Annotated in this window: 17 protein-coding genes; 15 read left to right on the forward strand and 2 right to left on the reverse strand. The window is 45.0% G+C overall.

All coding sequences use genetic code 11. The features are described from left to right. The first annotated feature begins 349 nt into the window (after positions 1-349). The 10 genes from ACPW7N_RS24860 to ACPW7N_RS24905 all read left to right on the forward strand — a co-directional run bounded on the left by ACPW7N_RS24860 (position 350) and on the right by ACPW7N_RS24905 (position 8,431). A complete protein-coding gene (locus ACPW7N_RS24860; RefSeq protein ID WP_425654388.1) occupies positions 350-790 on the forward strand; it encodes a hypothetical protein in 441 nt (146 codons plus the stop codon). Between the two features lie 2 nt (positions 791-792). Beyond that, positions 793-1,983 carry an alanine racemase gene (alr, locus tag ACPW7N_RS24865; protein WP_425654390.1) on the forward strand — a complete coding sequence of 397 codons (1,191 nt, stop codon included), beginning with the start codon at positions 793-795 and terminating at the stop codon, positions 1,981-1,983. 180 nt (positions 1,984-2,163) lie between these two features. Next, the gene (locus tag ACPW7N_RS24870; RefSeq protein ID WP_425654392.1) at positions 2,164-2,481 is read left to right on the forward strand and encodes a CopG family ribbon-helix-helix protein; all 318 of its coding nucleotides are present in this window, start codon (positions 2,164-2,166) and stop codon (positions 2,479-2,481) included. Positions 2,482-2,484: 3 nt separating this feature from the next. Continuing rightward, the gene (locus ACPW7N_RS24875) at positions 2,485-2,835 is read left to right on the forward strand and encodes a type II toxin-antitoxin system PemK/MazF family toxin (RefSeq protein ID WP_425654393.1); all 351 of its coding nucleotides are present in this window, start codon (positions 2,485-2,487) and stop codon (positions 2,833-2,835) included. Positions 2,836-3,051: 216 nt separating this feature from the next. Further along, a complete protein-coding gene (locus tag ACPW7N_RS24880; protein WP_425654394.1) occupies positions 3,052-3,459 on the forward strand; it encodes an anti-sigma regulatory factor in 408 nt (135 codons plus the stop codon). A 3-nt stretch (positions 3,460-3,462) separates the two neighbouring features. Beyond that, positions 3,463-4,467 (forward strand): PP2C family protein-serine/threonine phosphatase, encoded by a 1,005-nt coding sequence (locus tag ACPW7N_RS24885; protein ID WP_425654397.1) that lies wholly within the window; start codon positions 3,463-3,465, stop codon positions 4,465-4,467. 39 nt (positions 4,468-4,506) lie between these two features. After that, positions 4,507-4,839: an STAS domain-containing protein gene (locus ACPW7N_RS24890; protein WP_425654400.1), complete on the forward strand. Its 333-nt coding sequence runs from the start codon at positions 4,507-4,509 to the stop codon at positions 4,837-4,839. Further along, a complete protein-coding gene (gene rsbW / locus ACPW7N_RS24895; protein ID WP_425654402.1) occupies positions 4,839-5,324 on the forward strand; it encodes an anti-sigma B factor RsbW in 486 nt (161 codons plus the stop codon). Before ACPW7N_RS24890 ends, rsbW begins: the two co-directional genes overlap by 1 nt. Continuing rightward, positions 5,290-6,078: an RNA polymerase sigma factor SigB gene (gene sigB / locus ACPW7N_RS24900; RefSeq protein WP_425654404.1), complete on the forward strand. Its 789-nt coding sequence runs from the start codon at positions 5,290-5,292 to the stop codon at positions 6,076-6,078. The genes rsbW and sigB overlap by 35 nt, the downstream gene beginning before the upstream one ends. 187 nt (positions 6,079-6,265) lie before the next feature. Next, entirely contained in the window at positions 6,266-8,431 is a 2,166-nt protein-coding gene (locus tag ACPW7N_RS24905; RefSeq protein ID WP_425654405.1) for a Tex family protein, read from the forward strand. Positions 8,432-8,453: 22 nt separating this feature from the next. Here ACPW7N_RS24905 and cmpA read toward each other — a convergent pair whose 3' ends face one another. Together cmpA and ACPW7N_RS24915 are read right to left on the reverse strand one after the other, a co-directional pair. Continuing rightward, positions 8,454-8,579, reverse strand: coding sequence for a cortex morphogenetic protein CmpA (cmpA, locus tag ACPW7N_RS24910; RefSeq protein ID WP_425654407.1), 126 nt, complete (start codon positions 8,577-8,579; stop codon positions 8,454-8,456). A 79-nt stretch (positions 8,580-8,658) separates the two neighbouring features. Continuing rightward, positions 8,659-8,997, reverse strand: a complete 339-nt coding sequence (locus ACPW7N_RS24915) for a hydrolase/acyltransferase (protein ID WP_425654409.1) — start codon at positions 8,995-8,997, stop codon at positions 8,659-8,661. A gap of 130 nt (positions 8,998-9,127) precedes the next feature. Here ACPW7N_RS24915 and ACPW7N_RS24920 point away from each other — a divergent pair, with 130 nt between their 5' ends. The 5 genes from ACPW7N_RS24920 to rimI all read left to right on the forward strand — a co-directional run bounded on the left by ACPW7N_RS24920 (position 9,128) and on the right by rimI (position 12,319). After that, positions 9,128-9,589 (forward strand): SprT family protein, encoded by a 462-nt coding sequence (locus ACPW7N_RS24920; RefSeq protein WP_425654410.1) that lies wholly within the window; start codon positions 9,128-9,130, stop codon positions 9,587-9,589. 71 nt (positions 9,590-9,660) lie between these two features. Further along, positions 9,661-10,677, forward strand: coding sequence for a thiamine-phosphate kinase (gene thiL, locus ACPW7N_RS24925; RefSeq protein WP_425654412.1), 1,017 nt, complete (start codon positions 9,661-9,663; stop codon positions 10,675-10,677). Between the two features lie 15 nt (positions 10,678-10,692). Then, on the forward strand, positions 10,693-11,163 hold the full coding sequence (gene tsaE, locus ACPW7N_RS24930) for a tRNA (adenosine(37)-N6)-threonylcarbamoyltransferase complex ATPase subunit type 1 TsaE (protein ID WP_425654413.1): 471 nt from the start codon (positions 10,693-10,695) through the stop codon (positions 11,161-11,163). Continuing rightward, a complete protein-coding gene (tsaB, locus tag ACPW7N_RS24935; protein WP_425654414.1) occupies positions 11,144-11,851 on the forward strand; it encodes a tRNA (adenosine(37)-N6)-threonylcarbamoyltransferase complex dimerization subunit type 1 TsaB in 708 nt (235 codons plus the stop codon). Before tsaE ends, tsaB begins: the two co-directional genes overlap by 20 nt. Positions 11,852-11,863: 12 nt before the next feature. Next, entirely contained in the window at positions 11,864-12,319 is a 456-nt protein-coding gene (gene rimI / locus ACPW7N_RS24940; RefSeq protein ID WP_425654415.1) for a ribosomal protein S18-alanine N-acetyltransferase, read from the forward strand. Positions 12,320-12,325: the final 6 nt, after the last annotated feature.

Consider the following 12,325-nt stretch of genomic DNA (forward strand, 5'->3'; position numbering starts at 1 on the left):
TTGACGTTCTCCCGGCTACCGCCATCTTAAAGCGCCCAAGAAAAAAGGCCAACCAGAAAACTCTGGATGACCTGATAATACGAAAATGCTTGTCCTTTTCAAAGCGACTTTGGCAGCGCAACATAGACTTTCCTTCAACCGTCAGGAAAAAAAGTGGGCAACCAGCATTGCGCAAGAGGCAGTGACGTGTTTGACCACGTCCTGACGATGAAGAAAGTCGGACAGTTATTTCTTCTGTGCAAGCTGTCAGGGAGACCTGAAAGGGACAACGTTTTTCTTATCCCTTTATTGACACACCATGGAAAAAAGCGATAAGATACGCATAGTTCAGACGAGAGGTGACAAACGGATGAAAAAAGAGTATGGAGAGATTATCGCAGAGTCAGTAGCAACTTATTCTGATTTATTGTTGCGCAAGAGTTTCAAACTGCGAGTGTTAGAAACAGTTCTCTTTATTTTTGGGATGTTATTTGCTTCTAATTTTTTTGATCCGAAAACAGGAATCTTCAAGATTTTTGCAATAACCATGGCGATTGCAGTCGTCGGATTAGCCCCGTTTTTTTATAAGATGATCCTTCGTCCTCGCTATACCTTGACCAAAACTCATTTAATTGTATCGATATCGGACAAGGAAACAGCATATCCATTAGATAAAGTGGAGCCAATGATTCAGGGGCGACATTTATATAAGCTGAACGGTAAACGGGAATCACTGATGGTTTCTCGCCAATTCTTAAGCCAGATCGAAGAAAGAGTTGCATTATTTCAAAAGAAGGCAAAGAGGCGATAAAGATGAAAGGGTTCTGTCGAGATACGTGGGTAGAAGTAGATTTGGACGCAATCAGAAAAAATGTTCAGTCACTCAGTAACCATCTTCCGGCAAGTACTTCGATTATGGCAATCGTCAAAGCGGATGGGTACGGACATGGCTCTGTGCAGGTTGCTCAGGAAGCACTTGCAAGCGGTGCAAAAGAGTTGGGCGTTTCCATGCTAGAGGAAGCAATTGTCCTCAGAAATGCGGGTATTACGGCTCCCATCCTGGTTTTAGGTTATACGCCTATCGATTCCATTGAATTGGCTTGTGAGCAAAATATTCAATTGACTGCTTACCATCCTGAATGGGTTGCCCAAGCTGACTCGTTACTCGGACAAAAAGAATCGGCCCAAGTGCATGCACGTCTAGGTATCCATATTAAGCTGGACACCGGAATGGGCAGGCTTGGCATCAGACAGGATTCTGAACTTTTCGCAATGATTAATTCGATTCAACACTCGGAATTCATTGAGTGGTCGGGAATATACACGCACTTTGCTTGTGCTGATGAAGAAGATACATCGCACGTAAGAGAACAACACGACCGTTTTCAATCCATGCTGCGTGTTGTAAAAGAAGCAGGCTACAAGCTACCCAAAGTGCATTGCTGTAACAGTGCGGCTGCCATGGCTTTCCCGGAATGGGGATACGATATGGTGCGCTTTGGCATCGGACTATACGGCTTGTACCCTTCTACCTATATCAAAGAGCAAGAAATCATTTCCTTACAACCTGCTCTGCAGCTTAAAACAAAAATTGTGCATGTGAAGCGGCCGAGCCAAGCGTATACAGTAAGCTATGGAGCCACATACGAGGCAAAAGCAGAAGAGCAGGTAGCAACTCTTCCAATCGGGTATGCAGATGGTTTTTCAAGGTTGCTCTCCAATCGAGGATGTGTTCTTCACAGAGGGCTGCGAGTTCCTGTGGTCGGCAGGGTTTGCATGGACCAAATTATGGTCAGAATTGATAATGAAGAGGCAAATGTAGGCGATGAAATCGTGATCTACGGCAGACAGGGTGATGAAGAGATCAGCCTTGATGAAGTAGGGCAATTGCTTGGTACAATCAATTATGAAGTATCGTGCATGTTGAATTACCGCCTGCCACGTGTCTATTTGCGTGAAGGGCGTGTTGTAGAGATTTGTCATCGTATTAACAACAAGTGTTAATATGTTACACCTCACGATAGCAGGAATTTTAAGAAGAAGATCGAATAGATTTTAGATAGTGCACCTCGAATTAACAACAACATAGACGAACTTTGTATGTTCTTTTATTCATATAGGTATATTTTTGTAGTTGGTTCGACATAATGGTATTGTTATTAATGGATAACGGTTAATTTCGGTATGCAAGGATGTTACGGTCATGGTTGGAGGTGGAATGTCTTGTCCAAGACGAATACGAAGCGCATCATGATCAGCCTTCCACAAAACTTATTGCAAGAAGTGGACGGGGTCGTGGAGAAAGAGAAATCAAACCGAAGTGAATTAATTCGTCAAGCGATGAGCTTGTATCTAAAAGAGCGAAAAAAGCGCTTTATTCGTGAAACTATGCAAAAAGGTTACATGGAAATGGCGAAAATTAATTTAAACATGGCATCGGAGGCATTTGGCGCTGAAGAAGAAGCTGATCTTACTTTGGACCGCTTAGTTAGCGGGGTGTAGCCGGTGATTGTTAAACGTGGCGATGTATTCTTTGCGGATCTCTCTCCTGTTGTCGGTTCGGAGCAAGGGGGAGTTCGACCCGTACTTGTAATCCAAAACGATATTGGTAATCGATTTAGCCCAACGGTCATCGTCGCAGCTATCACTGCCCAGATCCAGAAAGCAAAGCTCCCTACGCATGTAGAGATTAATGCCAAGGCGTACGGATTTGATCGTGATTCGGTTATATTGCTTGAGCAAATTCGAACCATTGATAAACAGCGTCTAACTGATAAAATCACACATCTTGATGATGAGATGATGGAGCGGGTTAATGAATCGTTACAAATTAGTTTAGGATTAATTGATTTTTAATTCGTATTCTCCCCACTTGAGCAGACAAAAGCTTAAGTGGGTTTTCGTTTTGCCCTGTTTGAACTATTTGCCAACTAAACAGATAGAAGGATTTCGCCTATCCTGTAGCGAATAATTTTTTCTATGATTTTCAGACAAAAATAGACACGGAAGATACGGGGAAAGCAGGTACATGTGAATCAAAATCGAGACTTTTTTGCGAAGGGAGTCCACGGTATGGACATGCCGGTATGCATAACAATTGTTACCGAACAAGACATCGTCATGGCTAGACATATTGGCAGAAATATCGCAAAAGAGCTTCAGTTCGGCAATATTACGCAATCCCGGATTGCTACGGCGATTTCAGAACTAGCTCGAAATATCTATTTGTATGCGAATGAAGGTACGATTTCACTTGATACGATTGAAAAAGAGGGAACACTTGGATTGCGAATAGAAGCAAGAGACCAGGGGCCGGGAATACCAGATATCCGTCTTGCTATGGAAGACGGTTTTTCCACTTCTGGAGGTTTAGGGGCCGGTTTGCCAGGTGTGAAACGTCTTATGGATGAGTTTTATATAGAGAGTAATCCACTCAAAGGGACGTATATCGCCATTGTCAAATGGAGGGGAGAGAGGTAACAGATGGTTCGTCAACAGTGGGGAAAACAGTACGAGGAACTGTTGCATGGCTACCTTCAAGGACGTGGAGAAGATCAGCTCTATTTTGGGCAACAGTTAAGCAAATGGTTTTTTACCCATGATGTTGCACCTGAAGATATCATTGATTTGCATTTTCAGGCTCTTCAAGAGATTAAGGAAGTTCCGGAGTTCGTTAAGGATTCCTTTCAACTACTTACAGAAGTAATGATTGAATACGGAAACGCTTACAGAGAATTCCGTTCGTTACGAAACAAGCAAAGACAGTTGGAAAAGGAAATTGAAGTTGCAGCTGCCATGCAACAGGCATTTTTACCGCAAACCCTCCCGGTGATTCCGCAGGTAGAGGTTGGAGTAATCAGCGTCCCCGCTAAAAAGATGAGTGGGGATTACTATAATTTCTTTCAACACAATAATGGTGACTGCAGCGTAGCGATTGCCGATATTGTAGGCAAGGGTGTCCCTGCTGCTCTTTGCATGTCGATGATTAAATATGGAATGGACAGTCAATCGATGAATTCCCTGACGCCTTCTGTACTGCTCCGGTACTTAAATAGTCTTGTCGAGCGGAATATGGACCCGAGCATGTTTATTACGATGCTGGTCGGCAGATACATTTTTCGGGAACATAGGTTTCGATATGCTGTTGCCGGGCATGAACCGGGCTTTCATTACTGTTATGCTGAGGATCAGTTTTATGATCTGGAAGGTCAGGGGCTGGCATTAGGCTTATCAGAAAATGTGTTTTACACAGAATATGAGGTAAGTCTCCAGCCAAAAGATATGATCATCCTTGTGACAGATGGTGTAACAGAGCGCAAAATTGGCTCTGCATTTCTTCAGAGAGAAGATTTGCTTCAGTTTATCCGTGAGAAAATTGGTTCACCTGTACAAGAAATTTCTGAGCATTTGTATAAGGAATTATTGCAGATATCTTCTTTTGATTTGCCAGATGATTATACAATGATTGTTTTGCGCAGGACGGAATAACGACACAGAGTGATAGAACGACCGAAAGGAGAGGTAAAGATGAATTTAATCGTTCATTCAGCAGCAGACGAAAATGAAGTGGTTCTGTTTGTAGAAGGTGAAGTTGATGCCTTCACCGCACCTCAACTGAAAGAAAAGTTGTTAGAGTTGATTCAACACTCCATTTACCCAACGGTATCTATGGACGTAGGGAATGTAACTTACATGGACAGCACAGGTGTCGGCGTATTAATAGGGGCTATGAAAGCATGTAAGCAAGCAGACAGGAAGCTTGTGATCAAGAACGTACCTCCACGAATCGAGCGCCTGTTCAAGATTACGGGACTGATCGATATGATCTCGGTCGAGCCACTCAAAGGAGTGAGTGAGTAATGATAGACTTCCAGGATGGCAAAGTGATTGAGCTTACGTTGCCTGCCGAAGTGGAATTCGTAGGTGTGGCCAGACTCATGATCTCAGGAGTTGCGAATCGGTTAGGGTTTTCCTACGATGAGATAGAAGATTTGAAGCTGGCAGTGGCAGAAGCCTGCACCAACTCGGTTCGTCATGCATATGAGGATTCTGTTGGTGGTACGCTACGTATCGAATGCATTATGTTACCTGATCGCTTAACCATAAAAGTGATTGACACCGGGAATAGTTTTGATGCTTCCCAAGCGAAGCTTGCTCCCCTTGATACCTCTAAAGACATCGAAGAATTAAACGAAGGCGGTTTGGGTCTTTACCTCATTCACACCTTGATGGACGAGGTAGAAATCAATACAGAAAATGGAGTCGTCGTCGTGATGACAAAGTACGTGCAGCGGGATGAGGTGGATTTCCATGATGATGAATTCACGCAAACACGTGCTGAGTAAAGAGGAAGTATACCTTCTTATTGAACAACTGAAACTTTCCCCATCCGAAGAGATTCAGACGAAGTTGGTTCAACATTTTCGTGATCTCGTGGAATCGTTGGCATCCCGATTTGCACGAGGACAAGATAACTATGAAGATTTGATTCAAGTTGGCATGATTGGGTTATTGGCTGCTTTCCGCCGGTATGATTCGACTTTTGGCAAAAGTTTTGAAAGCTTCGCCATTCCGACCATCGTGGGGGAAATCAAGCGGTATATGCGGGACAAGACCTGGAGCGTTCATGTTCCCAGGAGAATTAAGGAATTGGGTCCACGCATCAAGCGGGCCGTTGATGAGCTTACCATTCAACTACAACGTTCGCCGCACATCGCCGATATTGCCAGGCATGTAAATGTGACGGAAGAGGAAGTTCTGGAAACATTGGAAATGGGGAGAAACTATCATTCGCTTTCGGTTGACAGTGAAATCGAGGCAGATTCGGATGGAAGTACAGTTACATTACTTGATTTAATTGGGCAAACGGATGATGGATTTGATCGAGTGGATCAGGAAATGACTATCTCCAAAGTGATTCATGTCTTAAATGAGCGAGAAAAAAATGTGATTTTCCTGACGTTTTTTGATAATCTCAGTCAGAAACAAGCGGGGGAAGTTCTCGGTATCTCACAAATGCATATTTCTCGTCTGCAACGAAGAGCGTTACTCAAACTTCGTGAGGCGCTGCGCATAGATGTAAATGCAAGCATGGAATAAGTGGAAAGAGAGGAAGCAGTCCGTTGAGTCGGCTGCTCTTTTTTATTCGGATTGCCGATTGATCTTTTCACCAAATTTCACCAAATCAGTATGGTAAAATGAGTAGCGGGGTTATTATGTTTGGGGCCCCGCCCGATGTAGCGATAGCTTGTATCGGGTGGGTTACTTTAGTTTGGAGGAATAGCGGATGGACATTAAACAGATGACGCTCACAATTGCGCAAGAATTACAAGTGAAACCGCATCAGGTCGAACAAACGATCACTTTGCTGGACGAAGGAAATACGGTTCCGTTTATCGCTAGATACCGCAAAGAGATGACTGGACAGCTAGATGAAACGTATATTCGCACCATAGAGGAAAGAATGCGATATTTACGAAACCTGTCTGTTCGCAAAGAAGAGGTTCTTCGTCTCATCGAGGAACAGGGAAAACTGACAGAAGAGCTTGCGGGCGCCATACAGAGGGCTACGAAACTTCAAGAGGTGGAGGATTTATACCGCCCTTATCGCCAGAAACGCCGCACAAGGGCAACAGTTGCCAAAGAAAAAGGGTTGGAACCACTGGCTCAATATTTACTTAGCTTGCCATCACAGGGTGATCCGGTTGAAAAGGCCAAAGAATACATAGATGCAGAGAAAGGCGTTGAATCGGCAGAAGACGCATTGCAAGGAGCAATGGATATTGTTGCGGAGCAAATTTCCGACGATGCCGATATTCGCAAATGGATTCGTGAGGTTACCTATCAAAAAGGGATTCTCGTTTCCGAGCAAAAAGAAGAGGAAGCAGACGGCAAAAACGTGTATCAGATGTATTACGAATATACCGAGCCAGTCAAAAAAGTAGTTCCTCATCGAGTACTGGCTATTAATCGCGGAGAAAATGAAGGCATTTTAAAAGTGACAATTGAGGCGCCGACAGATGAAGTGTTTCGTTATTTGCAACGCAAGGTATTAACGAAGCAGACAACAGCTCAAGCAATTCTGGTAGAGGCAATCGCTGACAGTTACAAACGGCTGATTTCTCCTTCTGTTGAGAGGGAAGTACGCAACCATCTGACAGAGGTAGCCGAAGAGCGTGCTATTCACATCTTCTCGGAGAATTTGCGCAATCTGCTCTTGCAACCACCATTAAAAGGGAAAATGGTTTTGGGCGTTGACCCAGCTTTTCGGACAGGCTGTAAACTCGCAGTTGTAGATGAAACAGGAAAAATGCTGCACGTTTCTGTCATCTATCCAACTCCGCCTGTCAATAAGGTTGCAGAAGCCAAAGCGAAGGTGCTCGACCTCATTGCCACTCATGCCATTGAGGTAGTGGCAATTGGCAATGGAACAGCATCACGGGAGACGGAACAGTTCATCGCTGATGTGTTGAAAGAAGTGAAGAAGGACGTCAGCTACATTATCGTGAACGAAGCAGGAGCCTCCGTCTATTCTGCATCCACGTTGGCCAAGGAAGAATTTCCGGACCTGGATGTTGCTGAGCGAAGTGCGATCTCTATCGCCCGTCGTTTGCAAGACCCGTTAGCCGAGTTGGTCAAGATCGACCCGAAATCAGTGGGGGTGGGACAGTATCAGCACGACGTTTCCCAGAATCGATTGTCTGACAGCTTGCAGTTTGTCGTTGAATCAGCCGTTAACCATGTTGGCGTTGATGTGAACACAGCGTCTCCTTCCTTGTTGCAATACGTCTCGGGCGTAAGTAAGCAAGTTGCGTCGAATATCGTGAAACAGCGGGATGAGCTTGGCAAATTTACCAGTCGACAGCAACTGAAGAAGGTTCCACGGTTAGGAGCCAAAACCTATGAGCAATGCATCGGCTTCCTGCGAGTGATTGACGGGGATAACCCGCTCGATAAAACGCCGATTCACCCTGAATCCTATGAGGCTACCCATCAGTTGATTCAGATTGTTGGGGTCAAGCCGGAGGAAATCGGCACAGAGAAATGCAAAGACAGCCTGGCTGCAGTTAATTTGAAAGAGACGGCCGAGAAAATTGGTGTAGGGGAACCGACACTCAAAGATATTATCGACAGCCTGCTACGACCGGGACGTGACCCTCGTGATGAACTGCCAAAGCCGCTTCTGCATAAAGATGTTCTGAAACTAAGCGATCTGGTCAAAGGCATGAAGCTGCAAGGCACGGTCCGCAATGTGGTTGACTTCGGAGCATTTGTTGATATTGGTTTAAAGAACGATGGGCTGGTACATATATCTCAGCTTCGCAACGGGTTCGTCAAGCATCCTCTCGACGTCGTGGCCGTTGGAGAAATTGTAGATGTGTGGGTTCATGAGATTGACGAGAAGAGACAGCGAGTAGGGTTAACAATGATCTCACCGGAGAAGCTGTCTTAAAATAAAAAAGAAGTAGCCGCCCTTAATCATCCGGACGGCTACTGTGCTTTTCTAAGTATAAGAACCAGCAACTGTTAAGTAGGCGAATTTGACGAATATCTTTGCCAAAGAAGGCGCGTTGTAGCTGTTTTCGCATCCACTGAGGCATAAAGACACCTCCTGCCATGTTCCTCTAAAGCAGTCTATGTGGAACGTAGGCGGGAGGTACCTGTCTAACGAGAATATATTTAGACTTCTTCTTCTTGCAAGAATTCCAGTTGAGCAAGTAAGGCACGAATCTCAGTAAGAAGAGAGATCAGTGGATAATCTGTTTCTTGCAGGCGTGCAAATTGACTTTCCAATTCGCTTACATAATGGATTCCTTCCGTAACCGTGTAGTCTGTTGACAGAAGCTCTAATCCAGTGAACTCTGCTACGACTGTAGGCAATGCAGGTTTATCCGCAATGGTTAATTTGTCAATTTCTTTATGAAGTCTTTTCAGTAAGGCAACCAATTGATACATATGGGAATCAGGCAATGAGACAAACTGTAGTTTGCTTGCTTGTTCCAACAAAAGATAACGCATGGCTTCTCCTCCCATATAAAAGTGTGCAAGCCTATTGCTTCATCGACAAGTGTAGCGTATCCTTCAAAGTGAATTCAAGCATTGTTTCTAAGAAAACAGGGGGAATCTGGAGAGAGGGGTTTCGCGAGACATGACAGAGCATGAACTTCAGCAGATGGTTGAGTCAATTTCCGAACAATTTTTTTCCAAGCCCTTTATCCACCGTGCCAGGTTTAATCCTCGCCTAAAAACGACTGGTGGGCGTTATTTACTTCGTACTCATGATCTGGAGTTCAACCCGAAGCATTATCTGGAACATGGGGAACAAGAGTTGATCGGTATTATTAAGCACGAATTGTGTCACTATCATTTGCATAGAGAAGGCAGAGGTTATAAACATCAGGATGTTGATTTCAAATCACTTCTCAAACAAGTCGGCGGGACAAGGTACTGTCAGCAAGTAAGTACGAATCGGGCAAAGCTGAGTACGCCATATCGCTACCGTTTGGTTTGTAACGATTGTGGATTATCCTATAAGCGAAAAAGAAAAATGAATCCTGTGAAGTATGTCTGTGGCAAATGCCGTGGAAAGCTGAGACTTGAGGTCTTGTAAAATTCAACGGTATAATGAAGGATACGATTCCTGATACAGAAGGAAAGATCCGAACCGAGAAGAGGTGTGGAATGATGCAAGATGAATTCTCCTTGATCAAACAATGGACAAGGGAGTCAAAAGACTGGCCCCGCTCAAAAAATGTATCTGTTGGAATAGGAGATGACGCTGCCGTCTTTTCGGTATCGAATCAGAGAGAGGTTGTCGCATGCTGTGATGCGATGATCGAAACGGTTCACTTTCTCAAGCAAACAATGAAACCATCAGATATAGGCTATAAATCAGTGATCAGTAATATAAGTGATATAGCGGCAATGGGAGGAATCCCGCTGTATGCACTTGTTACGATTGGTATTTCTCCGAACTGGAGTGCGTCTGAATGCCAGGAAATATATGAGGGAATTTACGATGCGTTGCGGGAATACCATGTTCAATTAATTGGTGGAGATACCGTGTCTACACCCGATGCGCTCCATCTGTCTGTTACGTTGCTGGGAGAAGTGGAGAGAGGCAAAGCTTTCTTGCGTTCTAAGGCCAATCCTGGGGATATTGTTTTCGTCACGGGAACACTCGGCGACTCGGCAGCAGGGCTGCATCTTTTATTGGCGGAAGCGGAAAAAGGCGATCCATCAGACGACAAGTGGAAGGATTTGCGTCGCAAGCATCAGCGCCCTTCTGCACAGGTCACCACAGGACGATTGCTCCACCAGTTAGAGCCAATGGGGGCACTGAATGATATTAGCGACGGTCTGGCATCCGAGTTGTGGGAAATTGCAGAAGCCAGTCATGTGTCAATTTTGATCGAGGAAGATGAAATTCCCCTGTCCCAGACACTGCTGGATTATTGCCGTTCCATTGATAAAGATCCGTATGAATGGGCGTGGACGGGTGGAGAAGATTATCAGTTGGTAGGCACAGTTCCCGAATCGGAGTACCAACAATTAAAGGAATTATGTGTTGACCACAATCTGTTCATAACCTGTATCGGACGAGTGCAAAAGCATGACCAGCAGTTTGTTCGCATGATTGATCGGTACGGACGGGAACGAGTAGTAGAAAAGACTGGATACAATCATTTTGCCACATAGGAGGAAGCGAGCCGCATGGAATTACAGATAAGCCTGCAGACCCCTGCAGAAACCCAACAGTTGGCTGAGCGGATGGCTGCGTATTTGCAACCAGGGTTTGTCATCACACTGGAAGGTGATTTGGGAGCGGGAAAAACCACCTTCACGCAAGGGCTCGCCAAGGGATTGGGAATCACTCAGGTAGTGAACAGTCCTACCTTTACGATTATTAAAGAATACAACGGTCGACTGCCTCTCTATCACATGGATGTGTATCGTGTAGGTGATGATGTAGATTCGTTAGGTCTGGATGAATACTTTTTCGGAGATGGCGTATGTGTGGTTGAGTGGGCCTCATTAATCGAAGATGTATTGCCCGAAGAAAGATTGGAGCTGTTCATCACAGTTGCGGGTGAGCAAAATCGCATTTGTAGAATGACACCCAAAGGGAAACGGTACGAGGCATTATGTGAGGAGTTAGGTAAAGATGCGCATATTAGCAATTGATACTTCCAATCTGGTATTAAGTATTGCGTTACTGGATGATTTGCGGGTCCTTGGAGAATGGACCACCAATCTCAACAAAAACCATTCGATTCGCATGATGGATAGCATCTCCATGTTATTGGATGAACTGGATGTAGAACCTGGTCAACTGGATGCAATCGCTGTCGCTCAAGGGCCCGGTTCCTATACCGGAGTGAGGATCGGTGTATCAACTGCCAAGACGCTTGCCTGGTCGCTTTCCATTCCGGTAGTTGGCGTATCAAGTTTGCAGGCCGTAGCGATGAATGCGCTAGGATATGAGGGGCCGATCATTCCGCTTTTTGATGCGAGAAGAGGTCAGGTCTACACGGGGCTATTCCGAAGCAAAGAAATGACAACAGTGGAGGCCGAATTGCCGGAGAGAATCATTCTTCTGCGGGATTGGTTGCCTATGGTGATCGATCAGGCGGAGGGGAAGCCGATCCTGTTTGTGGGGGACGATGTTCGCTTGCATCGTGAAACCATACAGGAGATGGTTGGGGAGCAAGCACGCTTTGCTCCGGTATCGTTCAATCATCCCAGAGCAGCTCATATTGCCATTGTGGGAGCGGAGCGAATTGCGCAAGCTGAGAATGTACACGAGCTTGTTCCCGAGTATTTACAAGTTGCTGAAGCGGAAGCGAAGTGGCTTGCCAATCAAGGAAAGTAGAAGGGATTACGAATGGGATCACGAGAGGAAATTGAATTTCGGTTAATGACCATTGACGATGTGGATGCAGTTGCAGCACTGGAGCAAATCTCCTTTTCTACCCCGTGGCCGAAAGACGCCTTTAGAAATGAGATGACCATCAACCAGCATGCCAAATATGTGGTTGGTGTTTTGGGCTCTACCATTGTTGCATACTGTGGCATGTGGTTGATCCTCGATGAGGCGCATATCACCAATATTGCCGTACATCCGGATTATCGAGGATATAAAATTGGGGAAAAATTAATGAGACAAATGATAGAGCTGGCTAACTTCCTGGGTGGAAAACGAATGACTCTGGAAGTTCGTCCATCGAACGAAATCGCACGCAATCTATATGCCAAACTCGGCTTTGTTGAACAGGGAAGACGCAAGAAGTATTATTCGGACAATAATGAAGACGCCATAATTATGTGGGTGAATATCTAGTGAATA

This window comes from Brevibacillus nigriterrae, from assembly GCF_049846925.1.
In the GTDB taxonomy this organism is placed as follows: Bacteria; Bacillota; Bacilli; order Brevibacillales; family Brevibacillaceae; genus Brevibacillus_H.

Bases quoted from the DNA above. Each gene is read 5' to 3' on its own strand.
- ACPW7N_RS24860 (WP_425654388.1), top strand. From the start codon at position 350: ATGAAAAAAGAGTATGGAGAGATTATCGCAGAGTCAGTAGCAACTTAT.
- alr (WP_425654390.1), top strand. From the start codon at position 793: ATGAAAGGGTTCTGTCGAGATACGTGGGTAGAAGTAGATTTGGACGCA.
- ACPW7N_RS24870 (WP_425654392.1), top strand. From the start codon at position 2,164: ATGCAAGGATGTTACGGTCATGGTTGGAGGTGGAATGTCTTGTCCAAG.
- ACPW7N_RS24880 (WP_425654394.1), top strand. From the start codon at position 3,052: ATGGACATGCCGGTATGCATAACAATTGTTACCGAACAAGACATCGTC.
- ACPW7N_RS24885 (WP_425654397.1), top strand. From the start codon at position 3,463: ATGGTTCGTCAACAGTGGGGAAAACAGTACGAGGAACTGTTGCATGGC.
- ACPW7N_RS24890 (WP_425654400.1), top strand. From the start codon at position 4,507: ATGAATTTAATCGTTCATTCAGCAGCAGACGAAAATGAAGTGGTTCTG.
- rsbW (WP_425654402.1), top strand. From the start codon at position 4,839: ATGATAGACTTCCAGGATGGCAAAGTGATTGAGCTTACGTTGCCTGCC.
- sigB (WP_425654404.1), top strand. From the start codon at position 5,290: ATGATGATGAATTCACGCAAACACGTGCTGAGTAAAGAGGAAGTATAC.
- ACPW7N_RS24905 (WP_425654405.1), top strand. From the start codon at position 6,266: ATGGACATTAAACAGATGACGCTCACAATTGCGCAAGAATTACAAGTG.
- cmpA (WP_425654407.1), bottom strand. From the start codon at position 8,579: ATGCCTCAGTGGATGCGAAAACAGCTACAACGCGCCTTCTTTGGCAAA.
- ACPW7N_RS24915 (WP_425654409.1), bottom strand. From the start codon at position 8,997: ATGCGTTATCTTTTGTTGGAACAAGCAAGCAAACTACAGTTTGTCTCA.
- ACPW7N_RS24920 (WP_425654410.1), top strand. From the start codon at position 9,128: ATGACAGAGCATGAACTTCAGCAGATGGTTGAGTCAATTTCCGAACAA.
- thiL (WP_425654412.1), top strand. From the start codon at position 9,661: ATGATGCAAGATGAATTCTCCTTGATCAAACAATGGACAAGGGAGTCA.
- tsaE (WP_425654413.1), top strand. From the start codon at position 10,693: ATGGAATTACAGATAAGCCTGCAGACCCCTGCAGAAACCCAACAGTTG.
- tsaB (WP_425654414.1), top strand. From the start codon at position 11,144: ATGCGCATATTAGCAATTGATACTTCCAATCTGGTATTAAGTATTGCG.
- rimI (WP_425654415.1), top strand. From the start codon at position 11,864: ATGGGATCACGAGAGGAAATTGAATTTCGGTTAATGACCATTGACGAT.